23 protein-coding genes and 1 pseudogene are annotated in these 24593 nt (G+C 72.4%); 7 read left to right on the top strand and 17 right to left on the bottom strand.

Annotation, left to right across the window (positions count from 1 at the left end; all coding sequences use genetic code 11):
• Window positions 1-417: 417 nt before the first annotated feature.
• From NOCJ54_RS0121150 to recO, 3 genes are all read right to left on the bottom strand, one after another.
• Entirely contained in the window at window positions 418-1002 is a 585-nt protein-coding gene (locus NOCJ54_RS0121150) for a hypothetical protein (protein WP_028657068.1), read from the bottom strand.
• Window positions 1003-1224: 222 nt separating this feature from the next.
• Window positions 1225-1989 (bottom strand): isoprenyl transferase, encoded by a 765-nt coding sequence (locus tag NOCJ54_RS0121145; RefSeq protein WP_028657067.1) that lies wholly within the window; start codon window positions 1987-1989, stop codon window positions 1225-1227.
• Window positions 1990-2078: 89 nt separating this feature from the next.
• The gene (gene recO / locus NOCJ54_RS0121140; protein ID WP_028657066.1) at window positions 2079-2831 is read right to left on the bottom strand and encodes a DNA repair protein RecO; all 753 of its coding nucleotides are present in this window, start codon (window positions 2829-2831) and stop codon (window positions 2079-2081) included.
• 17 nt (window positions 2832-2848) lie between these two features.
• Here recO and NOCJ54_RS0121135 point away from each other — a divergent pair, with 17 nt between their 5' ends.
• The gene (locus NOCJ54_RS0121135; RefSeq protein ID WP_157514993.1) at window positions 2849-3661 is read left to right on the top strand and encodes an ion transporter; all 813 of its coding nucleotides are present in this window, start codon (window positions 2849-2851) and stop codon (window positions 3659-3661) included.
• Window positions 3662-3667: 6 nt separating this feature from the next.
• Here NOCJ54_RS0121135 and NOCJ54_RS0121130 read toward each other — a convergent pair whose 3' ends face one another.
• The 3 genes from NOCJ54_RS0121130 to leuA all read right to left on the bottom strand — a co-directional run bounded on the left by NOCJ54_RS0121130 (window position 3668) and on the right by leuA (window position 7021).
• Window positions 3668-4282, bottom strand: coding sequence for a hypothetical protein (locus NOCJ54_RS0121130; protein ID WP_028657064.1), 615 nt, complete (start codon window positions 4280-4282; stop codon window positions 3668-3670).
• Between the two features lie 100 nt (window positions 4283-4382).
• Complete coding sequence (locus NOCJ54_RS27475; RefSeq protein WP_186449975.1) at window positions 4383-5258, bottom strand: alpha/beta fold hydrolase; 876 nt, start codon at window positions 5256-5258, stop codon at window positions 4383-4385.
• Between the two features lie 5 nt (window positions 5259-5263).
• Complete coding sequence (gene leuA, locus NOCJ54_RS0121120; protein WP_028657063.1) at window positions 5264-7021, bottom strand: 2-isopropylmalate synthase; 1758 nt, start codon at window positions 7019-7021, stop codon at window positions 5264-5266.
• A 194-nt stretch (window positions 7022-7215) separates the two neighbouring features.
• Here leuA and NOCJ54_RS0121115 point away from each other — a divergent pair, with 194 nt between their 5' ends.
• The 3 genes from NOCJ54_RS0121115 (at window position 7216) to NOCJ54_RS0121105 (ending at window position 9449) form a co-directional block, all read left to right on the top strand.
• Window positions 7216-7716 carry a flavodoxin family protein gene (locus NOCJ54_RS0121115; RefSeq protein ID WP_028657062.1) on the top strand — a complete coding sequence of 167 codons (501 nt, stop codon included), beginning with the start codon at window positions 7216-7218 and terminating at the stop codon, window positions 7714-7716.
• Window positions 7717-7784: 68 nt separating this feature from the next.
• Window positions 7785-8591, top strand: a complete 807-nt coding sequence (locus tag NOCJ54_RS0121110) for a septum formation family protein (protein WP_028657061.1) — start codon at window positions 7785-7787, stop codon at window positions 8589-8591.
• Window positions 8592-8597: 6 nt separating this feature from the next.
• On the top strand, window positions 8598-9449 hold the full coding sequence (locus NOCJ54_RS0121105; RefSeq protein ID WP_028657060.1) for a septum formation family protein: 852 nt from the start codon (window positions 8598-8600) through the stop codon (window positions 9447-9449).
• Window positions 9450-9846: 397 nt separating this feature from the next.
• On the opposite strand, the gene era is transcribed toward NOCJ54_RS0121105, so the two are convergent.
• Genes era through NOCJ54_RS0121090 form a run of 3 tightly spaced genes read right to left on the bottom strand, consistent with a single transcriptional unit; the run spans window position 9847 to window position 12193 of the window.
• Window positions 9847-10926 (bottom strand): GTPase Era, encoded by a 1080-nt coding sequence (gene era / locus NOCJ54_RS0121100; RefSeq protein ID WP_198020296.1) that lies wholly within the window; start codon window positions 10924-10926, stop codon window positions 9847-9849.
• A gap of 32 nt (window positions 10927-10958) precedes the next feature.
• Window positions 10959-11732 (bottom strand): siderophore-interacting protein, encoded by a 774-nt coding sequence (locus NOCJ54_RS0121095; RefSeq protein WP_028657058.1) that lies wholly within the window; start codon window positions 11730-11732, stop codon window positions 10959-10961.
• A gap of 35 nt (window positions 11733-11767) precedes the next feature.
• Entirely contained in the window at window positions 11768-12193 is a 426-nt protein-coding gene (locus tag NOCJ54_RS0121090) for a DUF6916 family protein (protein ID WP_157514992.1), read from the bottom strand.
• A 47-nt stretch (window positions 12194-12240) separates the two neighbouring features.
• Here NOCJ54_RS0121090 and NOCJ54_RS0121085 point away from each other — a divergent pair, with 47 nt between their 5' ends.
• A complete protein-coding gene (locus tag NOCJ54_RS0121085; protein WP_028657056.1) occupies window positions 12241-12549 on the top strand; it encodes a DUF6916 family protein in 309 nt (102 codons plus the stop codon).
• A gap of 11 nt (window positions 12550-12560) precedes the next feature.
• Here the strand turns inward: NOCJ54_RS0121085 and NOCJ54_RS0121080 are convergent, their stop codons facing one another.
• The 8 genes from NOCJ54_RS0121080 to NOCJ54_RS27470 form a co-directional block, all read right to left on the bottom strand.
• Window positions 12561-13049: a GNAT family N-acetyltransferase gene (locus NOCJ54_RS0121080; RefSeq protein WP_051486240.1), complete on the bottom strand. Its 489-nt coding sequence runs from the start codon at window positions 13047-13049 to the stop codon at window positions 12561-12563.
• A gap of 2 nt (window positions 13050-13051) precedes the next feature.
• On the bottom strand, window positions 13052-13573 hold the full coding sequence (locus tag NOCJ54_RS0121075; RefSeq protein WP_028657055.1) for a phage tail protein: 522 nt from the start codon (window positions 13571-13573) through the stop codon (window positions 13052-13054).
• Between the two features lie 10 nt (window positions 13574-13583).
• A complete protein-coding gene (locus NOCJ54_RS0121070; RefSeq protein WP_028657054.1) occupies window positions 13584-14090 on the bottom strand; it encodes a phage tail protein in 507 nt (168 codons plus the stop codon).
• A 10-nt stretch (window positions 14091-14100) separates the two neighbouring features.
• Window positions 14101-14601, bottom strand: coding sequence for a phage tail protein (locus NOCJ54_RS0121065; protein ID WP_028657053.1), 501 nt, complete (start codon window positions 14599-14601; stop codon window positions 14101-14103).
• 66 nt (window positions 14602-14667) lie between these two features.
• Window positions 14668-20034 (bottom strand): Ig-like domain-containing protein, encoded by a 5367-nt coding sequence (locus NOCJ54_RS0121060; RefSeq protein ID WP_157514991.1) that lies wholly within the window; start codon window positions 20032-20034, stop codon window positions 14668-14670.
• Window positions 20035-20235: 201 nt separating this feature from the next.
• Window positions 20236-21525, bottom strand: a complete 1290-nt coding sequence (locus NOCJ54_RS0121055; RefSeq protein ID WP_028657051.1) for an SAM-dependent methyltransferase — start codon at window positions 21523-21525, stop codon at window positions 20236-20238.
• On the bottom strand, window positions 21522-22850 hold the full coding sequence (locus NOCJ54_RS0121050; protein WP_232221854.1) for an FAD-binding oxidoreductase: 1329 nt from the start codon (window positions 22848-22850) through the stop codon (window positions 21522-21524). Before NOCJ54_RS0121050 ends, NOCJ54_RS0121055 begins: the two co-directional genes overlap by 4 nt.
• Before the next feature lie 142 nt (window positions 22851-22992).
• Entirely contained in the window at window positions 22993-23337 is a 345-nt protein-coding gene (locus NOCJ54_RS27470; RefSeq protein WP_036519181.1) for a hypothetical protein, read from the bottom strand.
• Window positions 23338-23814: 477 nt separating this feature from the next.
• On the opposite strand from NOCJ54_RS27470, the gene NOCJ54_RS0121040 reads away from it, so the two are divergent.
• Both NOCJ54_RS0121040 and NOCJ54_RS29660 read left to right on the top strand, forming a co-directional pair.
• Window positions 23815-24342: a hypothetical protein gene (locus NOCJ54_RS0121040; protein WP_028657049.1), complete on the top strand. Its 528-nt coding sequence runs from the start codon at window positions 23815-23817 to the stop codon at window positions 24340-24342.
• 105 nt (window positions 24343-24447) lie between these two features.
• A pseudogene (locus NOCJ54_RS29660) lies at window positions 24448-24593 on the top strand (IS256 family transposase); the annotation flags it as partial.

The raw sequence follows: 24593 nt of genomic DNA, 5'->3' as shown, positions 1-24593 counted from the left end.
CAACGGCGCGCGCGGCAGCGTGGCGCCCGCGCCGAAGGCGCGTCGAGGGCAAGTGCGGGCCGAGCTGTCGAGGCCTGCGCGCAGCCCTCGACAGGCGACACGCTCGCGCCATCAGCACGGCGAGGCGCCCCAGCGCCGAGCCTCGAAACCAGTGGCCCCGGTGCACCGGACTGTGCCCACCACAGTCCGCCTGACAGGCCCGGAGGTTTCGAGGCTCGGCCGCGGGCGGCCTCGCACCTCAACCACCGGGAGTCAGGCCGCAGCGAACCCAAGGCCTGCCGCCAGGCGGACTGTGCCACCCACCGGACGCAACTGCCCGTGCGGCTTCCGTCGACAGGCGACACGCTCGCGCCGAAAAACAGGCGACGACCCCCGGGTGGAGCGTTCCCAGGGGTCGTCGCGGACGGGGTGCTGGTGTCAGCGGCCGATCAGGCTGCCGAGGCCGAGGCCCTCGAGGACGTCGGCGAGGCCGAGCATCTCGAGCAGGTCGATCACGCCGAGGTTCTCGAGGACCCACGTCAGGCCGAGGGCCTTGACGAGCGGGCTGAGGCCGAGGGTGTCGAGGAGGTCGAAGAGCTGCTGCTCGGCCTGCTCCGGCGTCGCGGCGGACTTGCAGACCTTGTTCGCGACGCGCGCGGCGGTCAGGGCCTCGCGGTTGTTGCGGATGTTCTTGCGGATGGTCTTCACCCGCACGACCGAGGCACTGTGCCTGGCCCGGGCGTCACGGAGCTTGCGGACCTTCTTCGGGGTCCGGTGCGCCTTGACGCCGCGCTGGAGCTTCACGACGTTCGTCTTCAGCTTCTTCATCCGCTTGACCGCAGCGGCCTCACGGGTCTTGCCGATCGTGACCCGGTTCTTGATGTTGGTCACCCGCTTCGCCGTGGCGGAGCAGTCGACCGCGGTGGTCTCCGCGGCCAGGGCCGGCGTGGGGCCGGCGATCGTGGCGACGCCTCCCAGCGTCAGCGCGAGTGCGAGCAGCAGCTTGACTGCAGCACGGATCATCATGGTCTCCCTCAAGACTCTGTCCGCGGTCGCGCAGCGACCACGGACGATTCAGACCCATACCCCGCGCGTCCGGCGCAGGGCCATCCCCATGACGAGCCCTTGACACGTGTCAAGGGAACAACTTAGTGAGGGTTCGGCAAGTTGTGTGGGTATTCAGTCCCGGGGTGTCGTGATCCGTCTCACCCATGTGCTCCGTCGATCGGACAAACCTTCGACGGATCAGGTGGGGTTCGGCTGCGCGCCACCGAAGCGGCGGTCGCGCCGGGCGTACTCCTCGATGGCCGCCCACAGGTGGCGGCGGTCGACGTCGGGCCAGAGCACGTCGCTGAAGACGAGCTCGGCGTACGCCGCCTGGTAGAGCATGAAGTTCGAGAGCCGCTGCTCCCCCGAGGTGCGCCAGATCAGGTCGGCGTCGGTGAGCTCGGGGACGTAGAGGTAGCGCCCCAGCGTGCGGTCGTCGACGCGGTCGGGGTTCACCTTGCCGGCCGCGACGTCGCGGGCCAGGGCGCGCGCGGCGTCGCCGAGCTCGGAGCGCCCGCCGTAGTTCACGCACATGGTGAGGGTGAGGACGTCGTTGTGCTTCGTGAGCTCCTCGGTGGTGCGCAGCTCGTCGATGACCGACTTCCACAGCCGCGGTGCGCGGCCGGCCCACCGCACCCGGATGCCACGCTCGTGCATCTCCTCGCGCCGGCGCCGGACCACGTCGCGGTTGAAGCCCATCAGGAACTTCACCTCCTCCGGGCTGCGCGACCAGTTCTCGGTGGAGAAGGCATAGGCCGAGACCGCCTTCACGCCGATCTCGATCGCGCCCTCGACGACGTCGAAGAGGCTGGACTCGCCCTCCTCGTGGCCGCGCGTGCGCGGCAGCCCGCGCTCCTTGGCCCAGCGGCCGTTGCCGTCCATGACGATCGCGACGTGCTTCGGCACCAGCTCGGCCGGGATCTGCGGCGGGCGGGCACCGGACGGGTGCGGGGTCGGCGGCAGCGGCTCGGCACGGCGGGCGCTCGCCGCAGCGGCGGCGCGGGTACGACGGGAGGCGCGGGTCACGGGGACCAGTCTGTCAGCGCCGTCGCTCAGCGCTCGACGTAGGCCAGCGAGCGCAGGCCGCGCTCGAGCTGCCACTGCACGAACGCCGCGACCAGGCCGGTCGCCTCCTTCGCGTGCCGCGACTCGGCGGCCTCGACGACGGTCCAGTCGCCGGCGAGCAGCGCACCGAGCAGGGTGAGCGTCTCCGGGGCTGGCGCGGCGGAGCCGGGGATCCGGCAGGTCGAGCAGAGCACGCCGCCCATCGAGGGGTTGAACCACCGGTGGTGGGTCAGCTCGCCGGTGGCGGTCACCGGTGGTCGGCCGCAGTGGGCGCAGTCGACGAACGCCGGGGCGTAGCCGGCGATCGCCAGTGCCCGCAGCAGGTAGGAGTCGAGGACGTGGCGCGGCTGGCGGTGCCCGCCGGCCATCGCGTTCAGGCCGCCGAGCAGCAGCGCGAACTGCTGACGGGCCGGCTCCCGCTCCTCGACGACCAGCCGCTCGGCGGTCTCGAGCATCGCGGTGCCGGCGGTGTAGCGGTCGTAGTCGAGGCCGATCGACGCGGCGTAGGCCCCGCGGGTCTCGGCCTGGGTGACCGTGTCGAGGTTGCGGCCCTCGGCGAGCTGGAGGTCGACGTGGGTGAACGGCTCGAGCCGCGACCCCCAGCGAGAGGTCGTCCGGCGCACACCCTTGGCGACCGCACGGATCCGTCCGTTGTCGCGGGTCAGCAGCGTGATGATGCGGTCGGCCTCACCCAGCTTGTGGGTGCGCAGCACGATCGCTTCGTCACGGTAGAGGACCACGGTCCTATTGTGCGCCCATGGCAGCGACACAACCTCCCGCCACCCCGTACGGCAGCGGGCCGGCCCGCCGCGTCGGCAGGCCGTCCGCTCCCCCGGTGACCGTCGTCGACTGGCTGATGCTGCTCCTGGCCGTCGTGTCGGTCGCCCTGCTGGTGTGGATCACCTTCTGGGAGGTGAGCCCCGACGTGGAGCGCAGGGTGGTGCGCGCGGACTACGCGATCTGCGGGGTCTTCGCGCTGGAGTTCGTCTGGCGCTGGCGGCGCTCCCGGCTGGGCTGGCGGTTCCTGCGCTCGTACTGGTACGAGGTGATCGGCATGGTCCCGCTCTCGGACCCGGCCTTCCGCTCGTTCCGGCTGCTGCGGATCGTGGTCATCGTCGCCCGCCTCGGCCGCGCCGCCGACCGCGCCTACGGCGACCGCGCGGCGGCGTACCTCGCCGGCCGCTTCGCCGACACGATCGTCGACATCATCCGGCGCCCGGTGACCGTCGCGGTGCTCGACGAGGTGATCGCCGTGGTGCAGACCGGCAACTACGCCGAGCACGTCTCCGCCGCGATCGAGCAGAACCGTGCCGAGCTCGACGCGCTCATCGTGGAGCTGATCCGCGAGGACCAGGCCGCTGGCCGGCTGCGGTTCGTGCCCTTCCACGACGAGATCGTGCGCCTGGTCAGCGACACCGTCTTCCGCATCATGCAGGAGGGCCTCGCCGACCCGCGGGTGCACGAGCTGATCTCCGACGCGATCCGCGAGTCGGCCGTGCAGCTGCGCGCCAACGTCCGTGCACGGATGCACGAGGAGGTGCGCAACATGCCGCACAAGGTCGGCGGCTGAGGCGGGTCAGCCCCGGCGGACCCGCGGGGAGAGCCGCAGGTCCCTGCCGACCCCGCGGCGCAGCGCGTCGTCGACGTGGACGGCGTCCTCCCCCTGGAGCACCACGACGCCGGCGGCGACGCGGACCCAGGCCGGCTTGCCGATGCAGCGTCGGGGCACCGACAGCTCGAGGGCCTTGCCACGCACGCGTGCGGACAGGCCACGGCAGCGCAGCTCCCCGCCGGCACCGTTGGTCTTCTCGAGCACGACCGTCGTGCCGATCCCGGCCATCCGGAAGCGGGTGACGTCGTACGACGTGCGCGGGGTGCGCACGGTCGCCATCACAAACGAGCTGCCGCTGGGAACCGCCCGCATGGCGATCCGGACCACGAGCCGCGAGCGGGTGTGGCTGACCGTCGTCCGGGTGACGTCCCCGGCCTTGCGCTGGGGCGACAGCGTCCCCCACTCCGAGTCGAAGTCGCCCGACCGGACGTCGCGCACGGCGTCGTCGTGGCGCCACGTCTGCGCCGAGGCCACTCCCCCGGTCGTGGCCAGCAGGGCGACGGCGAGGGCGGGTGCGACGACGAGGTGGCGGAGCGTCGCACGTCGACGGACGCGGCGGACGGGGCTGTCGGGGGTCATGGGGCGTGATCCTCCCGGCTCTCACCCGGCGGGACGCGCCGAACCGCCGGTCCGCAGGAGTGACGCGCGCCACACGACCCGCGGCACCCGGAGCCGGCGCCTACGACGAGCGGGTACGACGCCCGCGCAGCGAGCCGCGCGAGCACTCCCGCACGAAGCGGGTCACCACGAGGTCGATCCGCTCGGGGCGGCGGCGCCACTCAAGCGGCACGAGCGCCCGCTCCAGCTCGGCGGCCGCGAGCTCACGGGCGAGCATCTCCGCGTCGCCGACGGGGTGGAACGGGTCGCGGGGCCGCGAGACGACCAGGGCGCGGGCGGTGATCGCCGCCCGGTCCTCGGCGGAGGGGGCGATCGGGCCGAAGAGCACGCCGTGGATCACCGCCGCGACCGTCGCGGGACGCTGGTCGAGGGTCTCCCGGGCCAACCGCAACCACTCGGGCAGCAGCCGCTCCGGCACCGGCCGCGACGCCAGCCGCAGCGCGCGGAACGGGAGCGGGGCGAAGCGGGCGGCGTACATGGCCGGCCCGAGGACCGCGAGCTGGGCGGCCAGCGCGTTGTCGAGCACCGGGCCGTCGAGCAGCAGCCCGGCGACCCGCTCCGGGGCCCGCACCGCGACCTCGAGCGCGACGTTGGCACCCAGCGAGCTGCCGCCGACGACGGCCCGCGACGCGCCCACGTGGTCGAGCAGCGCGACGACCTGCCGGCCGAACGCGGTGACCGAGTAGGCCAGCGGGTCCGCCGGGCTGTCCGAGCCGCCGTGCCCGAGCGGGTCGAGCACCAGGACGTGCAGCCCGGACGCCGCGAGGGTGCGGGCGGCGTGGTCGTGCACCCGACGGGGCACGAGCAGCGGCGGGACGAGCACGACCCAGGCCTCCCCGGCGCCGTACTCGGTGAACTCGAGGCGGTCGCGCCCGCGCGGCCCCTCGACGAAGAACTGGCCCACCTGCTCGGAGGCCAGGGCCGCCCGTCCCGCCACCGGCGTCAGCCGACCGGCTCGATCGGCGTCGCCGGGATCGTCGTCGCCTGCGCACGGTTCGCCGCGCACACGACCGCACGCAGCGAGGCCGTGACGATGTTGTGGTGGATGCCGATGCCCCACAGGATCTCGCCGGCGATCTCGCACTCCACGTAGGCCGCGGCGACCGCGTCACCGCCGGAGGACAGCGCGTGCTCGGCGTAGTCGAGCACCCGGATGTCCGCGCCGGCCTGGCGCATGCCGTCGACGAACGCGGCGACCGGGCCGTTGCCCATGCCGGTGAAGGTGCGCTCCTCGTCGCGGACGCGCAGCTGCACCTCCTGACGGTCGTCGCCGTCCTGGTCGGTCGTCGAGGAGAAGGCGACCAGGCTGTAGGGCTCCTCGCGGTCGAGGTACTCCTGCCGGAAGATCGCCCAGATCTCCTCCGGCGTGACCTCGCCACCCTGGCTGTCGGTGTGCTGCTGGATGACCCGGCTGAACTCGATCTGCGCGCGGCGCGGCAGGTCGAGGCTGTGCTCGGCCTTCAGCACGTAGGCCACGCCGCCCTTGCCGGACTGGCTGTTGACCCGGATGACCGCCTCGTAGGTGCGGCCGACGTCCTTCGGGTCGATGGGCAGGTACGGCGCCTCCCACGGGACCTCGGAGACGGGCTTGCCCTGCTCCGCGGCGATCCGGTCGAGGTCCTCCAGGCCCTTCTTGATCGCGTCCTGGTGCGACCCGGAGAACGCGGTGTAGACCAGGTCGCCGGCGTACGGGTGGCGCGGATGGACCGGCAGCTGGGTGCAGTACTCCACCGTGCGCCGGACCTCGTCGATGTCGGACAGGTCGACCATCGGGTCGATGCCCTGGCTGAACAGGTTCATCGCCAGGGTGACCAGGTCGACGTTGCCGGTGCGCTCGCCGTGGCCGAACAGGCAGCCCTCGACGCGGTCGGCGCCGGCCATCATGCCCAGCTCGGTCGCGGCGACCGCGGTGCCGCGGTCGTTGTGCGGGTGCAGGCTGATCACCGAGTGGGCGCGGCGGGTCAGGCCGCGCGAGAAGTACTCGATCTGGTCGGCGTAGGTGTTCGGCGTCGACATCTCGACGGTCGCCGGCAGGTTGAGGATGATCTCGCGCCCCTCCTCCGGCTGCCACACGTCGGAGACCCGCTCGCAGACCTCGAGCGCGAAGTCGGTCGGCGTCTGGGTGAAGATCTCGGGGCTGTACTGGTAGCCGAAGTCGGTGTCACCCAGCATCTGCTCGGCGTACTTCATCACCCACTCGGTGCCGCGCGTCGCGATCGCGATGCACTCGGCCTCCGTGACGCCGAAGACGACCCGCCGGAACAGCGGGGCGGTGGCGTTGTAGAGGTGCACGGTCGCCTTGTCGGCGCCCTGGAGGGACTCCACGGTGCGGGCGATCAGGTCCTCGCGGGCCTGGGTCAGCACGGAGATCCGTACGTCGTCGGGGATCCGGTCCTCCTCGACCAGCAGCCGCACGAAGTCGAAGTCGGTCTGGCTGGCCGCCGGGAAGCCGACCTCGATCTCCTTGTAGCCCATCTTCACGAGGAGCTCGAACATCTTCAGCTTCCGCGACGGCGTCATCGGGTCGATGAGCGCCTGGTTGCCGTCGCGCAGGTCGGTGGACAGCCACCGGGGGGCCTGGGTGATCTTCCGGTCCGGCCACGTGCGGTCCGGGACCGTGACGGGCTCGAAGGCGGTGTAGCGGTGGAACGGCATCCCGCTCGGCTGCTGGTTCGGGATGGTGACGCGCTGGTTGGTCATGACTTCCTCGGCTGGGTTCGTGTCTGAGTCTGGATCAGGCGCCGGGCGCGCGACTCACTCCGCAGCGAGGGGGTCCGGCTCGGGTCAGACCTCGCTGCGGCCGCTAAGAAGCAGGACTCGCATCATGACGAGGCCACTGTACCGCAACCAGCACCCGCGTCGCCGCCCGGGGACGCCCGACCTAGGGTGGGGGCGTGGCCCGCCTCCTCGTCGTCCACCACTCCCCCAGCCGCTCGATGCAGGCGCTGCTGGAGCAGGTCGTCGCGGGCGCGGGCGACGAGGACGTCCAGGCAGCCGGCACCGTCGAGGTGGAGGTCCGGGCGGCGCTCGAGGCCACCGCCGAGGACGTGCTGGCCGCCGACGGCTACGTGCTCGGCACCACCGCGAACTTCGGCTACATGAGCGGCGCGCTCAAGCACTTCTTCGACTCGACCTTCCTCGCCGTGGGCGGGGCGCTCGACCCGAGCGGCGCCCCGGCCGACGGCGCCGGCGCGACCGCCGGACGTCCGTACGGGCTCTGGCTGCACGGCCGCTACGACCTCACCGGGGCACAGCGATCCGTGCAGTCGATCGTCGGTGCCCTCGGCTGGAAGCAGGGCTACGAGGTCCTCGGCGTGCTCGGCGAGGTGGACGCCGCTGCCCGTGAGGACGCCTACACGCTGGGCGCTACCATCGCTGCACTGCTCGCAGGCTGACCGGAGGACCGGTCGGGCCGGACGACCGGGCAGCCGGCTGGCGGGGCGACGGGACGAAAGGGGCTGGGATGACGCTGCAGCGTGCCGTCCTCCTGCTCGCGCTCGCCGTCCTCGGCACCGTCCTCGCAGCCTGCAGCTCCGACGCCCAGGGCGAGAACACCGACCCCGACCTCGTCGACTCGACCGCGATGCCGGACTCCGGCGTGTGCCGCGACCTCAGCCCCGAGGACGTCGCGATGCCCGCCAACGCCACGCGCACCGTGCCCTGCTCCGAGCGGCACACCGCCGAGACCTTCGCGGTCGGCGAGCTGCCCGAGGAGTTCGACGACGCCGCGTACGACGACGCCGGGCTCGGCACCTACGCCTACCGCACCTGCTCCACCGCGTTCGCGGAGTTCGTCGGCGCCGACGAGAGCCTGGTGCTGCGCACCACCCTGAGCTGGGCCTGGTTCCGTCCCTCCGAGAAGGCGTGGGACAAGGGCGCGCGCTGGTACCGCTGCGACGTCGTCGGCGGCAACAGCGCCAGCGCGGAGTACCGCCCGCTGCCGGAGACCGCGCGCGGCATGCTCGCGGGCCGGCCGAACGACCGCTGGCTCAGCTGTGCCGTCGGCCGGACCGTCGCCGAGGGCGAGAAGGTCCCCTGCTCGCAGAAGCACGACTGGCGCGCGGTCACCACGGTCAAGCTCGGCGCCCCCGAGGACGACTACCCCGGCGACCGGGTGATGGAGTCGCGCACCCGTTCCTTCTGCGCCAACTCCGTCAAGGCGTGGCTCAACTACCCCTCCGAGTTCGAGTACGGCTTCACCTTCTTCCACCAGGCCGAGTGGAAGGCCGGCGTCCGCCGGTCGGTGTGCTGGGCGAAGACCAGCAAGTAGGCGACCGTGCCAACGACCTCCCGACTCCCCCGGTCCGTCCGCCGCGCCCTCACCGGCGCGCTCGCCGCCGTCCTCGCCACCTCGCTCGTGGCGTGCAGCGGCGACGAGCCCAGCTCGAAGGACGACCAGCCCGTCGCCACCCAGACCCCGGCCCCCGAGCCGCCGCCCGCCCCGGCCGTCGGTGCCTGCTACAAGCTGCCCTTCGACGCGGCCGTCGCACCCACGTCGGAGGTGGAGCCCGTCGCGTGCTCCACCGCGCACACCAGCGAGACCGTCGCCGTCGGCACCATCGACGCCTACGTCGACGGCCACCTGCTCGCCGTCGACTCCGACCGGGTGCAGGAGCAGGTCGCCAGCGCCTGCCCGCAGGCCCTGACCGAGTACGTTGGCGGCAACCTCCGGCGGCTGCGCCTCAGCATGATCCGCCCGGTCTGGTTCACCCCCACCGTCGAGGACTCCGACGCCGGTGCCGACTGGTACCGCTGCGACGCCGTCGTCCTCGCCGGCTCCTCCCGCCTCGCCGAGCTCAAGCGCACCCTCAAGGGCGCCCTCGACCGACCGCGCAGCCGCGAGCGCTTCGCCATGTGCGGCACCGCCGCCCCCGACGCCAAGAACTTCGAGCGCGTGCTCTGCTCCGACAAGCACGCCTGGCGCGCCATCGACGTCGTCGTCTTCGACCAGGGCCGCTACCCCGGCGAGCGCCGCGTCCGCGCCGCCGGCCGCACCCAGTGCGAGGACGCCGCCGCCGACATCGCCGAGGACCCGCTGGCCTTCGAGTGGGGCTACGAGTGGCCCACCAGGGAGCAGTGGGACATGGGCCAGATGTTCGGCCGCTGCTGGGCGCCTGACCAGTCGTAGGACGGCCAGCCGCCGGTGGAGCCCGCGACCACGCGCCGCCGCTGGTTGAGGTGCGAGGCGCCCCAGCGCCGAGCCTCGAAACCAGCGGCCCCGCTGCACCCCACTGTGCCCACCACAGCCCGCCAGGAAGGCCCGGAGGTTTCGAGGCTCAACCACCGGGAGTACGACGAAGCGAACACCGACCGTCTGCCGCTGGTTGAGGTGCGAGGCGCCCCAGCGCCGAGCCTCGAAACCAGTGGCACCGGTCTGCCGGACTGTGTCGGGCACAGCCCGCCAGAAACGCCCGGAGGTTTCGAGGCTCCTCGCTAGCGCTCGTCGCACCTCAACCACCGGCAGAGGGCTGGCCGCCGGGCGGACTCGACCAGCGGCTGGAGGCCACTGGGCGCGCGGCAACGAGCTAGAAACCCAGCTTGCGGAGCTGGCGGGGGTCGCGCTGCCAGTCCTTGGCGATCTTCACGTGGAGGTCGAGGTAGACGGGGGTGCCGAGGAGGGCCTCGATCTGCTGGCGGGCGACGGTGCCGACCTGGCGCAGGCGGGCGCCCTTGCGGCCGATCATGATGCCCTTCTGCGAGTCGCGCTCGACGTACAGGTTGGCGTGGATGTCGAGGAGCGGCTTGTCGTCGGGGCGACCCTCGCGCAGGCCCATCTCCTCCACCACGACGGCGATGGAGTGCGGGAGCTCGTCGCGGACGCCGTCGAGGGCGGCCTCGCGGATCAGCTCGGCGGCGAGGACCTCCTCGGGCGCGTCGGTGAGGTCGCCGTCGGGGTAGAGCGGCGGGCCCTCCGGCATCAGCCCGACGAGGAGCTCGGCGAGCAGGTCGACCTGGTCGCCGCCGACGGACGACACCGGGACGATCTCGGCCCACTCGGTGCCGGTCTCCTGACCGAGCGCGACGACGTCGAGCAGGTGCTCGGCGATCCGCTCGGGCGAGGCAAGGTCGGTCTTGGTGACGACCGCGACCTTCGTCGTACGACGCACCTTGGCCAGCTCGGTGACGAGGAAGCGGTCACCGGGGCCGATCTTCTCGTCCGCAGGGAAGCACACCGCGACGACGTCGACCTCGGCCCACGTGGTCTTCACCAGGTCGTTGAGGCGCTCGCCGAGCAGGGTGCGCGGTCGGTGCAGACCGGGGGTGTCGACGAGGACCAGCTGGCCGTCGGGGCGGTGCACGATGCCGCGGACGACGGTGCGGGTGGTCTGGGGCTTGTCGGAGGTGATGACGATCTTCTGCCCGACCAGCGCGTTGGTCAGCGTCGACTTGCCGACGTTGGGGCGCCCGACGAAGCAGGCGAAGCCGCTGCGGTGGCCCTCGGCACGCTCGGCGGAGTCGAAGAACGGCGCGGCGGGCGGCGGCAGGGCGCCGAAGTCCTCGTCGAACTCGTCGTCGTCCTCGTCGAGGTCGTCGAGGTCGTCGAGGTCGTCGAGGTCGTCGTCGAGGTCCTGCTCCGGCTCCCCGGTGCCCTGGTCCTCGGCCACCTCGCTGGTCTCGTGCTCGTCGCGCTCGTCGCTCACTGCCCGGCCTCCTGTGCGGCGTCGTAGTCGGCCCAGATCTCCTCGTCGGACTTGCCGGCCGCCTTGCCCGCGCGCCAGATCGGCCCGGGGTCGACGGCGCGCGGCTGGCGCTGGGCGACGGAGCGCCAGTAGCCCATCACGTCGTACTCGGCGCTCGGGAGCTTGCGCTCACGCATGAGGTGCTTGCGGATGGCGCGCATCTGCGCGGACTCCCCCGCCATCCAGAAGTAGCCGGGGCCGTCGGGGAAGTCGAGCGTCTCGACGACCTGGGCGAGACGGCTGGGGCCGTCGGTCGGCAGCCAGGTCACCTCGACGCCGTCGGGGAAGTAGCCCTCGACGCGGGAGTCGAGCGGCACCTCGGCGACGATCCGGGTCGGCAGCCGTCCGCCGTGCTCGGCGGCGATGCGCGCCATGGCGGGCAGGGCGGTGAGGTCGCCGACGAGCAGCAGCCAGCCGGCCTCGGCCGGCGGGTCGAAGGAGCCCTTGGGCTCGGTGATCGTCGCCTGCTGGCCGACCGGGTCGCCGGAGGCCCACTCGGTGACCAGTCCGACCGGGTGGACGACGACGTCGAGCACCAGCCGCGAGCCGTCGATCGAGCGCACGGTGTAGTAGCGGCTCTGGTACTGCCCGGGCACGACCAGGCCGACCCACTCGTCGGGGATGCCGGTCGACACGAAGCCCGGGACGTCGAGCGTGAGCCGCACGAGGTGCGGGGTCACCTGCTCCCGCGCGACGACGTCGGCGGCGTACTGCTGGGCGCGGGTGCTCACGCGGTCAAGGCTAGGACACCCGCACCCGGCCGTGGTCAGCGGTTGTTGACCGTGGCCCGGTAGGTGCGGCGGGTCTCGTCGGTCGGGACGAGGAAGAGCGACGTCCGCGCGAACCGGCTGCGCTTGAGGTCGAACGTCCCCGACTCAGGCCCGCGGCGCGAGGCACGGAAGACCAGCTCGAAGCTGCGCTGTGACCCCGCCGTGGTGTGCGGGATGTTGCGGACCGCGGTGAGCGTCATCCGCAGCTTGACCCCGGGGCCGGTCACGAGGAAGGAGCGGCGACGCTGCTTGGCCCAGCGCTTGCGCCGGTAGAGCGACACGGCACGGGTCGTCGCCCGGGCTGCCGCGCCCTCGGCCGGTGCCGGGCCGGCGACGACCGCCGCCGCGAGGGCGGTGGCGCCGGCACCCAGCACGGTGCGCCGGGTGAGGTCGTTCTCGGTGCGGATCACTGTGCTGGTCAAGACATCCTCCTGGTGGCGCTGCGGCGGGGCCGCACTAGCATTCGCGGGTGACTGAGTGGCTCACCCATGACGACTTCGCGGGCCTGGTCGGCGACGGCTTCGACCTCGTGCTCCCCGACGGGGAGGTGCTCGCGCTGACGCTGGCGCAGGCCGCGCTCAGCCCGCAGGTCGGCGGCGCCGGCCCCGGCGGCACGCCGCGACAGCAGTTCTCGCTGCTCTTCCACGGCCCGGTGGCACCGGTGCTGCCGCAGGCCACCCGCACCCTCAGGCACGCGAGGCTCGGGACGTTCGAGACCTTCCTCGTCCCGGTCGGACCGCGCGGCGACGTGATGCAGTACGAGGCCGTCTACGCCTGAGGCCGTCCCGCTCACGGGGCCCGCCACTCGAGCAGCAGGTAGAGGCCACGCTCCTCGACGGGCGTGAACCCGAGGCGCTCGTAGAGCGCACGGGCCCGGTTGTGCACCTCGACGTGGATGCTCGCCGTGCGCCCCGAGGCCGCAGCCTCCTCGACCACCGTGCGGACGAGCGCGCCGCCGATGCCCCGCCCCTGGAACTCCGAAAGCAGCGCCACGTCGACGATCCGGATGTCGCTCGCTCGCCGGTCGACGTACAGCCGGCCGGCGGGGACGCCGTCCACCTCGACGACGTCGAACGTGCCCTGCGGGTTGGCCCCGCGGTACTGGACGTCCTGCGCGTCGAACTGCATCCGCACGAAGGCGTCGCGCGCACCCTCGGGCCAGAGGACCTGGTCGAGCTCGGCCTTGCGCGTGTCGGCGTACAGGCCGACGAGGAACTCGCGGTCGTCCGGGGTCGTCGGACGGAGGCTGACGCCGGCGAGGAGGTCGGTGGCGGCCACGGTCAGCTCCGGGGCGGGAAGACGCCCTGGAGGGCGATGTTGAAGTAGAAGGTGAGGTACGGCTGCATGTTGTTGTGCGGCTGGCCGCCACCCACCGGCTGGAGGGCGTCCGGCGCCAGGCTGGTGTCGGACGTGTCCTGGTAGAGCGCACCCCCGGACGAGCGGGCGACGCTCGTGGTCGGCGCGGGCACGTTCGTGTCGGCGGCGTCGCTGCGGTAGGCCCGCGCCGTGTGGGAGTGGCTCGGGAGCTCCGACTCGAGCAGCGTCACCGTCTCCGAGCCGCCGGCCTCGCCGAGGTCGTGCAGGCTCAGGCCCGGCCCCTGACCGGGGTGCATCGCGGCCCGCCCCTGGAGGTCGGGCAGGGCGAAGTTGCTCTTGCCGTTGCCGCCGTAGGTGGTGCCCAGCAGCGAGAACAGCGCGGTGTTCTGCGACAGCGGCAGCAGCTGCCCGTCGCACCACGCCCAGCCGCGTGGGGCGAAGTTGAAGGGGAAGATGCGGATCTCCGCAACGAAGGGATCGGCCATGGGGGTGCTCCTAGGTGGGCGACGGGAAGATCCCGAAGAGCGAGATGATGTAGTCGACGCAGAGGTAGGGCTGCAGGTTCGTGTGCGGCTGGCTGCCGCCCGCGGAAGCGATCGCCTGGGCCGACATCGGCGTGTCAGGGGCGTCGTGCACGTAGGGCGTGACGTTGAGCGACATCGCCAGCTGATTGCCCGCGGGGCCCGCCTCGGTGCCCGGCTGGCCACCGTTCGCCGCCAGCATGTGCGTGTGCGCCGGCATCTGCGCCTGCGTGAGGGTGACCTGCTCGACCCCACCGGTCTCGGCCAGGAGGTAGCCGTTCCCCTGGTGGATCGGGACCCGGCCGCGCAGGTCCGGCAGGCCGAAGGTCGACTCACCGTCGCCGCCGTACGTCGTGCCGATCAGCTGGAAGAGGGTCTCGTGCTCGCTGATCGGCAGCAGCTGGCCCTCGCAGAACATCCAGCCGGCAGGGGCGAAGTTTCCGGCGAACATGCGGATCTCGCCGACATAGGGTTGTGCCACGTCCGCCTCCTCAGGTCGGGCTCGGGAAGATGCCCTGCAGCGCGATGCAGAAGGACAGGGTCAGGAACGGCTGCATGTTCTCGTGCGCCTGCGACCCACCGGCGCTCGTCACCGACCCCGGTTCCATCGGGGTCGAGGGCGACCCGGGGCGGTACACGTTCTGCCCTCCGCCGAGGACGCGCCCCTGCGGGTCGGCGGAGCCGCCGGTGGCGCGGCTGGACCCGCGCAGCGCGTGGGTGTGCTGGGGCATCTCGTGGACCGTCAGGGTGTGTGCCTGCTCGCCGCCGCGCTCCCCCAGGGCGTGCCCGGCACCGGCGTGGATCGGGACGCGTCCCCGCAGGTCGGGCAACGCGAAGGTGGTCTGCCCGTTCCCCCCGTAGGTGGTGCCCAGCAGCGAGAACAGCGCCTGGTTCTGGTTGATCGGCAGGAACTGGCCGTTGCACAGCGCCCACCCCTTGGGGGCGAACACGAAGGACATCAGCCGGATCTCCGACAGGAACGGTTCAGCCACGTGCTTCCCTCCCGGTGGGTACGGCGCTGGACAGGCAGGTCATCTCGGGTCTCCTCGTCACGGGTCTCACGGCTGGGGCAGGGCGCACGGTCCACCGCCGGTGAAGCCGGTCGCCGTGGCGACGACGTCGACCGTGGGCAGGCCGCCGGTGGCGTTGAGCGAGGCCAGCCAGGACTCCACCTGCGCCTCGTCCGTCCCCGCGCCGCCGTACCCCGGGAGGCGGAAGGTCGTCGCCTGGCGCTGGCGCAACCGGATGTCGCTCACGGGGTCCCCCGCACCGCTGCCGACGACCGTGTTGGCGGTGATCACCGCACAGGCCTGGAAGGCGTCACCGGACTTGGTGCCGATGTTGAAGTGGATGCCCTGCTTCACGGCGTCCGGCGAGGTGCCGGGCTGGCCCACCACGTTGTTCGTCAGCGTCGCGTCCACGGTCCCGGTGCCCGGGGTCGCAGCACCGCCTCCGGCCACGACCTCGATGCCGTGGTTGCCGTAGCCGAGGATGGTGTTGTCCGCGACCCTCCAGCGGCTCGCGCCACCGTCGACGTGCTGCAGCCTGAGGCCGGAGCCCGACCGCGATGCCGAGTCCGCCACCCCGGCCACGCCGATCCTGTTGCCGGCGAAGGTCCCGTCCTGGGCCGCCGAGCCCGGCCCCTTGGTGACGAGCACCGCGGGGCCGTCCGCGTCGCGGAAGTGGTTGCTGGTGACCGAGAGCCGCAGCCCGCCGTCGCTCCCGGACTGGTTGAAGCTCACCCCACCACCGCCGGTGGCGACCTCGGCGTGGTCGTTGCTGAAGCGGCTGGTGGTGACCGACACGTCTCCGGTCCCGGCACCGTGGCTGAGCTGCAGCAGGTCGCCGGCGGCACTGCGGAAGTCACTGTCGGTGATCGACACGTTGAAGACCGAGGCCGCACCCTGGGAGACCAGCTGGACCGCGTCGTTCCTCGGGCCCGCGGGACCGCCGCCGAGGCTGAGCCGCAGGAGCGTGAGTCGGTCGAGCGACCCGGCGTCGTTGACGACGCGGAGGTTGTCGCCCCACCCGCCGCCGACGTGGGTGTCGGTGACCGACGGCGAACCGGTCAGGTTCTCCAGGACCACGGCGCCGTCGCGGTACGGCGATGCGTCGTTGGTGCCGTTGGTGCCGTTGATGACACTGTTCGCCAGCGTCAGGCCCCGCACCCCGGAACCACGGATCGCGTAGTTCGCGTGGTCGTGGATCCACAGCCGCTGGAGGTCGGGCGCACGGGTGTTGCGCAGCACCACGCCGGTCCCGACGGGGACCGCGCTGCTGTCGTCGTGGCCCGTCGTCGAGCGGATCTCGCCGCCGGTGCAGCCGGCGGTGCTCGCGTCGGCGCAGGTGCCGCCACTGCCGGTGACCTTCAGGGACCCGAGGTCGCCGGTGCCGTCGAGCACGATGCCGTTGGTGCCGCCGTCGGCGTGGACGCTCTCGAGCGTCAGGCCGGCGTCGCCGATGGTCGTCCCCACCACGCTGACGGCGCGGCCGCCGGTGGTGGTGACGCGGTTGCCGGTGCCGGTCACGGTGATCGTGCCACCGCCGTGCGCCTGGATGCCGTTGCCGGTGGTCGTGGTGACGCCCAGCCCGCCACCGCGGAGCTCGAGGCGGTGACCGGGGCTGCTGGTCATGCTGACCGCGGGCGAGGCGCCGGTGGCGAGGACGACCGGGCCGCCGACGACCGTGGCACCCCCGCTGTTGCCGTCGAGGGAGATCCGGCCGTCCGCGTCCGGGCCGTCGCTCACGGCACCGACGGTGACCGTCCCACCCGTGCGGCTGGTGACGCTCAGGCTCTGGCCCGGGCCGTCGCCGATCGTGCCACCGAACGTGACGTCGCCGGCGCCGCCCGTGACGTCGACCGCGGGGCTGAGGTGCCCGGAGACGGTCCCGGCGACGACCGACACGGTGCCGCCGTTCGCGACCCTGATGCCGCCGCCGCTGCTGCTGGCGGAGGAGGCCGCGTCCAGGTGCACCGCGGCGTTCGGCGTGCTGGCCAGGCTCAGCGCCGGCCCGCCCCACGCGGTGATCGTGCCACTGGAGACGGTGACGTCACCGGCGTTCGTGAGTCCGAGCGCAGGAGTGACGCCACTGGTCGCGAGCGACACGGCCGCGAAGGTGACCTGGCCGGAGGTGTTGGTCAGCGTGATGCCCCCGGTGCTGGAGCCCGAGGCCTGCACGACGTCGAAGGTGCTGGTGCCGAGGTCGGTCGACACCACGGAGACCGCGGTCGCCCCGGTCGACGAGACGGAGATCGTGCCCGTCGGGTCGAGGACGACCCGACCGGTGTTGGACGCGAGGCGGATGCCGACGGCGGGCGTGACGACGGTCAGGTCCTGCACCACGAACTGGCCGGAGGTGCCGACGAGCTCGATCGCCGGCTCGGTCGCGACCACGCCGGTGTCGGCGACGACCACGTCCGTGAGCGTGCCGCCGGTGTCGCCGGCGCCGCCTGCGATGCCGCTGGAGGCCCCCTGGGGGGCGAGCCCAACGCCGGTCACGGTGTTCCGCGACGCCAGGGCGACCACGTCGCCGCTGGTGCTGGTGAGCATGGGTCGGCGGGCGAGGTCGCCCTCCGCGAGGGTCGTGCCGCCCAGCACGAGGGGGGCAGCCTCCCCGACGAGGACCTGGTCGTCCCGCAGGACGATGCCGGCGTCGTACCCGGTGGTGCTGCCGTTGCCGTGGAAGACGTAGATGGTGCTGCCCTCGGTCGCGGCGGCCTGCGCCTGGGCGAGGGTGTTGAACGGAGCAGCGGAGGTCCCGGAGTCCCCCGGTGCGTCGTTGGAGACGTACCAGACACAGCCGGTCCGGGCGATGGTCACGCTCAACGTGCCGGTCGCCGGCTCCTCGGCGTCGTCGGTGATGGTGATGTCGACGGCGTCGCTGGTGCCGCAGCCGACCGGCGGCTCGTAGACGAAGGTGCCGTCGCTCTCCACCACGACGGTGCCGCCGCCGGACGTGGTCAGCGTGCCGGGGACGATGCTGACGGTGTCACCCTCGGGGTCCGTCGCCTCGCCCAGCAGGTTGCCCACGACGAGCTTCTGGGGCCCGTTCACGGCAGGAGCGCCCGCCGCCGGACCGTCGAAGAGGTAGGTCGTGTTGGCGACGGCCGCGGAGGACCCGCCGAGGGACCGCGCCGGCGCCGACGGGGCGTCGTTCACGCAGGTCACGCTGACCGCCACCGACGCGGTGGAGCCACCCGGGGCGAGGGTGTAGGTGAAGGTGTCGGGCGTGCCCGGGACGTTGCAGTGGTCCGGGTCCGGCTCGTAGGTCAGGCCCGTGCCTCCACCGGTGATGACGACGGTGCCGTGCGCCGGCTGCGTCACGGAGCCGATCGACCGCGGACCACCGTCCACGTCGGTGTCGTTGACCAGGACCCCGAGCGCCGTGGCACCCGCGTCCTCGGCCAGGGTCGCCGCGTCGTCCACCGCGACCGGCGCGTCGTCCACGCAGGTGACGGTGACGCGGACCGTGCCGGTGGCGCCCGACCCGGCCAGCGTGTAGACGAAGACGTCGGGCTGCGATCCCGGCGGCGCGTTGCAGTAGTCCGCGTCGGGTCGGTAGGTCACCGACGTCCCGGAGGCGTGGACGGTTGCCGTGCCGTTCGCCGGCTGGGTCACCGACACGACCACGAGCGGGTCGTCCCCTGCGACGTCGTTGGCGAGCACGTCGATCACCGTCGCGCCGGCGTCCTCGGCGACGGTCACGTCGTCGGCGCCCACCACCGGCTCGTCGAGCACACAGGTCACGTCGACCGCCACCGACGCGGTGGAGCCACCCGGGGCGAGGGTGTAGGTGAAGGTGTCGGGCGTGCCCGGGACGTTGCAGTAGTCCCGGTCCGGCTCGTAGGTCAGGCCCGTGCCACCACCGGTGATGACGACGGTGCCGTGCGCCGGCTGCGTCACGGAGCCGATCGACCTCGGACCACCGTCCACGTCGGTGTCGTTGGCCAGGACCCCGATCGCCGTGGCACCCGCGTCCTCGGCCAGGGTCGCCGCGTCGTCCACCGCCACCGGCGCGTCGTCGACACAGGTGACGGTGACGAGCACCGTCGCGGTCGAACCGCCCCGCAGGGTGTAGGTGAAGGCGTCCAGCGTCGTCCCCGGCGGGGTGTTGCAGTAGTCCGCGTCGGGTTCGTAGGTGAGGCCGAGGCCGTCGTCGACGATCTGCACCGTGCCGTGGCCCGGCGCGGTCGTGCTGACGATCACGGTCTCGCCCTCGCGGGCGTCGTCGTTGTCACGCACCGGGATCGACGTCGGTCCGGCGTCCTCGGCCAGGGTCGCGGCGTCGTCGTCCGCGACGGCCGGGTCGACCACGCAGGTGACCGTCACGTCGACCCGCGCGGTCGAGAGGCCCGGGGCCAGCCGGTAGAGGAAGAAGTCCGGGTCCTCGTCGGACTGGTCGTTGCAGTAGTCGGCGTCGGGCGTGTAGCTCACGCCGTACGGCGTCACCACGACCGTGCCGTGGGCGGGCTGCGTGGCGTCGGCGATCACCAGCGGGTCGCCGTCGACGTCGACGTCGTTGGCCAGGACGAAGATCGTCGTCGGGGCGGCGTCCTCGAGGACGGTGGCCTCGTCGTCGTGGGCGACCGGGAGGTCATCGACGCAGGAGATGTCGACGGTGACGCGACCGGCGTCCGTGCGGCCGGTGCCGTCGCTGACCGTGTAGTCGAACCGTCCGGCGGCGGGGCCGCACAGGTCAGCCGCCGGGGTGAAGGTGATGGTGCCACCGCTGAGGGCGACGGTCCCGCCGGAGGCGGCGCTCACCGCGCTGACACGCAGGACGTCGCCGTCGGCGTCGGTGTCGTTGGCGACCGGGCTGCCCGCGCCGGCTGCTGGCAGGTCGAGGACGGTGTCCTCGACCGCCTCGACCGTGTCGTCGACCGCAACCGGGGCGTGGGTCTTCACCACCGGGGGCTTCGGCTTCGTCGTGGTCGGGTTGGCACGCCGCACCGACTCACAGGTACGGGAGACCGCGTCGCGTGGGTTGGCCAGCGCCCGGTCCGGGGTGCCGGTGCCGCACACCACGAGGTCGCGGAACCCTCGCTGGTCCACCGCGCGGAGCTGGTCGGCCCCGGAGCCGCCGCCCAGCCGGTCGTTGCCGGCGCCGCCGTCGAGGACGTCGTGCCCCGGGCCGCCCCACAACCGGTCGTGGCCCGCCCCGCCGCGCAGCGTGTCGTGGCCGCCCTGGCCGCGCAGCCGGTCGTTGCCGGAACCGCCGACGAGGACGTCGTTGCCCGCGCCACCGAGGATCAGGTCGTCACCGCCGCGGCCGTCGATGCGGTCGTCGCCGCCGAGGCCACAGATGACGTCGTCGCGGGGGGTGCCCACGAGGACGTCAGCCCGCGGCGTGCCCATGATCGTGCAGCGCACGCGCGAGGAGGCGTCGACGATCTCGCCGACGTCGGTGCGCAGGGTCGTCGCCACCAGCAGGGTGATGCCCAGCAACGCTGCGGACCGGCCACGTCGAACCCACGCAGGACCCACCACTTGCACCGCACTCCTTCGACGCTCGGTGTGCCGTCAGCTCGGCACCCGGTCGTGGTGAAGGTTCTCAGCGGTGGGGAACGGGCGGAGACCGATCCGGCGCAACTCGGGACCATGGTCCCGCAGCGACGACCCGGACGGTCAGAACTCGTGCCGCAGCGGGTAGCCGCTGTCCCCGTCCACGGTCTTGGTCGCGAGGACGTGGTGGAGCTGGATCTCGTTGCGCTCGAACCCGATCCGCGACCCGGCCATGTAGAGGCCCCAGACGCGGGCGGTGCCCTCGTCGGTCTCCGCGACGCAGGCGTCCCAGCTCTCCGCGAGGTTGCGGCACCAGCCGGCGAGCGTCCTGGCGTAGTGCTCGCGGATGTTCTCGTGGTGCTGCACCTCGAGCCCGGCGTCCTCGAGGGCGCGCACGATGGTCCCGGACCCGGCGAGCTCGCCGTCCGGGAACACGTAGCGGTCGATGAAGGCTCCGGCCGTGGGCTTGCCGCGGTTGTTGTTGCGGGTGATGCAGTGGTTGAGCAGGCGCCCCCGGGGCTTGAGCTTGCCGGCGATGAAGCCGAAGTACGCCGGGTAGTTGTCCACGCCGATGTGCTCGGTGAGGCCGATGGAGCTGACCGCGTCGAACCCGGTCTCGGTGACGTCGCGGTAGTCCATGTGCCGCACCTCGGCGAGGTCGTCGAGGCCCTGCGCCTTGATCTCCTCCTGCGCCCAGGTGGCCTGCTCGCGCGACAGCGTCACGCCGAGCGCCTTGACGCCGTAGTGCCGGGCTGCGTGGCGGACCATGCCGCCCCAGCCGCAGCCGAGGTCGAGGAGGCGCTGGCCGGGCTTCAGCCCGAGCTTGCGGCAGACGAGGTCGTACTTGTGCTCCTGCGCCTCCTCGAGGGTGGCGTCCCCGGTCGGGTACACCGCGCAGGTGTAGGTCATCGACGGCCCGAGGACGTGCTCGTAGAAGGTGTTGGAGACGTCGTAGTGGTGGTGGATCGCGTCGGCGTCGCGCTGCTGGGAGTGCCGGCCCCAGGCGGTGAGGCCGCGCAGGCCCTCCGCGCGGCGCCGCCACAGCGGCAGGTGCTCCTGCGGCGGCGGGGCCGGTGGCACCAGGTTGGACAGCCCCAGTCCCAGCAGCACCTCGGCCAGCTTCACCGGACCGGGCAGGCCGAAGTCGGTGTGGTCCTTGAGCAGCGAGAACGCCTCGTAGGGGTCGCCGGGGTGCACGCCGTGGAGCACCAGGTCACCGGCGACGTACGCGCGCCCCAGGCCGAGGTCGCCGGGCGCGGTGAGGATGTAGGACAGGCCGCGCTGGTTCACCAGCTCCAGGCCATAGGGCTGGCTGGTGTCACCCGCCTCCGTGCCGTCGTAGGCGCGCAGCCACAACGGCAGGCCGCCGGGGAACAGGGACGCGATCGTGGGGGCGATTCCCTTGCTCGTCATCGACGCTTCACCGCCTTGTCGTAGAGGGTCGTGAGTCGGTCGTCCGGGTCGTAGCACCGCTTCACCGCGGCGAGGTGGCTGGTGTTGTAGAGCTGGTCGAAGGTCTCGGGGTCGTAGAACGCCTCCGAGTAGAGCGACTTGTGGCCGCCCAGCTCGTGGACCTTGGCCTCGATGGCGCGGTTCTTGGGCGCGTTCACCGCGTCGGGACCGACGTGGACGGTCCCCCAGAACCCGACGTTGACGTAGAGCCGGCCGGGCTCGAGCGGGTAGAGCGGCCAGGCGCGGGTCGCGACGAGCGGGCACAGCCACACCGGCCGCATCCCGACCTCCTCGTCGAACCAGGTGAGGAACTCCGCGAGCCGCTCGACCGGCACCTCGATGTCCTGCACCACCCGCTCGCGCTGCGGGCGGCCGGCGCGGCGGTCGAGTCGGTCGGCGATGTCGAAGCGGCGGTCGAGGTGGAGCAGCTTCATGTAGACGTCGGAGCGGCGCAGGCTGCGCGGCCAGAACCGGCGGATGCGGGGGTTCTGCGCCCCGAAGGCGCCGGAGCACCAGAACCAGTCGGTGTCCCAACGCCACAGGTAGTCGTAGGCGGTGAGCCGGTCGCGGTCGCAGCGCTGCAGCGAGCGGTAGTAGACCTCCTGGCCGGCGTAGTCGGACGTCGGCCCCGGCTCGTCGGTCCAGCGGGCGAGGGTGAGCACGTGCTCCCCCGGCGAGAAGGAGACCCCGTCGAGGCCGTGCACCGGCTCCCCGTCGTGCTCCTGCGCGGCGGCGATCTCGGCCAGGGTCTTGGCCATCAGCCCGGCGTCGTCGAAGCGAAGGTGCCGCAGCGCGACGAAGGACGGCACCCGCTCCAGCTTGATCCGCAGCCGGGTGGCGTAGCCGAGCGATCCGTAGGAGTTCGGGAACGCGTCGAAGAGGTCGTCACCCGGCCGGGTGGTGACCACCTCGCCGGCTCCGGTGAAGACGTCCATCTCCAGCACCGACTCGTGCGGGAGGCCGAGGCGGAAGCTGGTCGACTCGATGCCGAGCCCGGTCACGGCGCCGCCGAGGGTGATCGTGCGCAGCTGCGGGACGACGTACGGCACGAGGCCGTGCGGCAGCGTCGCGTCGACGAGGTCCTCGTAGGTGCACATGCCCTGGACCTCGGCCACCGGCCCGTCGGGACCGTCCGGCACGACCTCGATCACCCCGTCGAGCCCGGACACGTCCAGACCCGGCGCCGTGCTCTCTGCCCGGGCCCGGAAGAGGTTGGTGGTCCGCTTGGCAAGGCGCACCGCCTGCCCCGCCGGGATCGCGGAGCAGGACGCTGCGAGTCGTGCCACGGCTGCCTGGTGCTGGTGCCAGCCTCGATCTGCCACGGTCCGAACCTACTCCAGACCGGTGACATCCGGGCTGACATTTTCCGACGCCTCTCACGCCCGGCGCGCGGCGCCCGGTCGGGAGGTGCGGGTCAGGCGGTGCGGGTCAGGCGGTGCGGGTCTCGCCGATCGCGCCGCGGGCGTCGCCCACGTGCACGGTGACCCCCGACGGGCCCGCGAAGTCCCTCAGCGCCGCCGCGTCCGGCTCGATGAGCTCCCCCGCGTCCCCCAGCACCACGCACGCCTCGACGCCCGTCGACCCCGACGACACCGCCGCCGCGACCACCGCCTGCACCGCGCTCAGCTGCAGCGACGGCAGGTCGACCGTCGCCGCGGCGTAGGTCCGGCCGTCGGTGTCCCGCACGGCCGCCCCCTCGGCAGCCTGGATGCGGGCCCGCGTCGCGCGGGCCAGGGTGACGAGCTTCTTGTCCTCGGTGGAGAGGTCGGTCATGGGGAGATTGTCCCAGCGCCGGGTGGGGGTTGTCGCGGCGGGACGGCGTCGGGGTGGCGGCTGCTGCCGGATGGGCTGCGGTGACGGCGAGGGCACAGCGGGAGAGCGGGCGACGAGAGGGGGACGAGAAGGCTGGGGAGGTGGTCGGGTCCGGCGGTCGGCTTGCAGTTGCGTAGGTAGGGCGTGGTTGATCCCGGCCTGGCTGCGGTCACGTAGCTGGCACAGTTCCGAAAGGCAGCGACGAGAAGGCTGGGGAGGTGGTCCGGTCCGGCGGTCGGCTCGCGGGTCGTAGGTAGGGCGGTGTTGGTCTCGGCGTGCACCCAGCTCCCGGTGGTTGAGGTGCGACGAGCGCTAGCGAGGAGCCTCGAAACCATCGGGCCTTGAGGACGGACTGTGGACAGAGAATCGGGAGAACCCCAGTCCACAGGCGGGTTTCCGGCGAATCAAAGTGTCGGTCGTCTCTGGAAGAATCCAGTCATGGAGCTCGGGAACCACGCATCGATCGGCCAGTACGACGGCCGCTCCGTGACCGAGCTCCTCGGCGACATCCGCTCCGAGGTCGTCGCCCGGAAGTCCTCCCAGGTCCGGGAGTGGATCGCCATCGTCGCCTGGGCCGACCAGAACACCCTCGACTCCCCTGAAGGTGCGGCGACGCTGCTGGACGGGGTCGTCGACACCGGTGTCCCGATCGCCGGTCCGGGAGCCCCGCTCGTGTCGGAGTTCGCGTTGATGGAGCTCATCGCTGTCCTCGGTCGCTCACCGATCGGCGGTTGTGCCTACGTCGGCCAGGTGATCGAGTGCGCATGGCGCCTCCCGCGCCTCTACCGGGCCGTGGTCGCGGGTCGTGTGGACACGTGGAAGGCACAGCGGATCGCGGACCTCACCCACCCCCTCTGCCCCGAGGCGGCCGAGTTCGTGGACCGCCAGCTCGACGCAGCGGTCGACGACGTGGGCTGGAAGCAGCTCGAACGCCTCGTCGCCGGGGGTGTCAGATGGTCTGTGTAAGCGGTCGGTCTCAGCAAAGGAACGATGATGACTGCTGTGACCGAAGGAACCGGGCGACCGGACTACAAGAAGGCCGCCGCTGCTCGACGGGCTGACCGTGCGGACATGCCGGGCGCGAAAGCTGCGGCCGAGTTCGCAGCGTCGGGTGCGATGGACGAGCTGTTCGCCAAGATCGACGCCGGCGAGATCGAGCTGACCGGCGATGGCGGGTTCATCCCCGGCCTGATCAAGGCCACCCTCGAACGCGGGCT

Origin of the sequence: Nocardioides sp. J54, from assembly GCF_000519005.1 — a bacterium.
Classification (GTDB): Bacteria; Actinomycetota; Actinomycetes; order Propionibacteriales; family Nocardioidaceae; genus Nocardioides.
The sequence above is the reverse complement of the archived record's forward strand: the minus strand, read 5'-3'. Positions and strand labels throughout refer to the sequence as shown.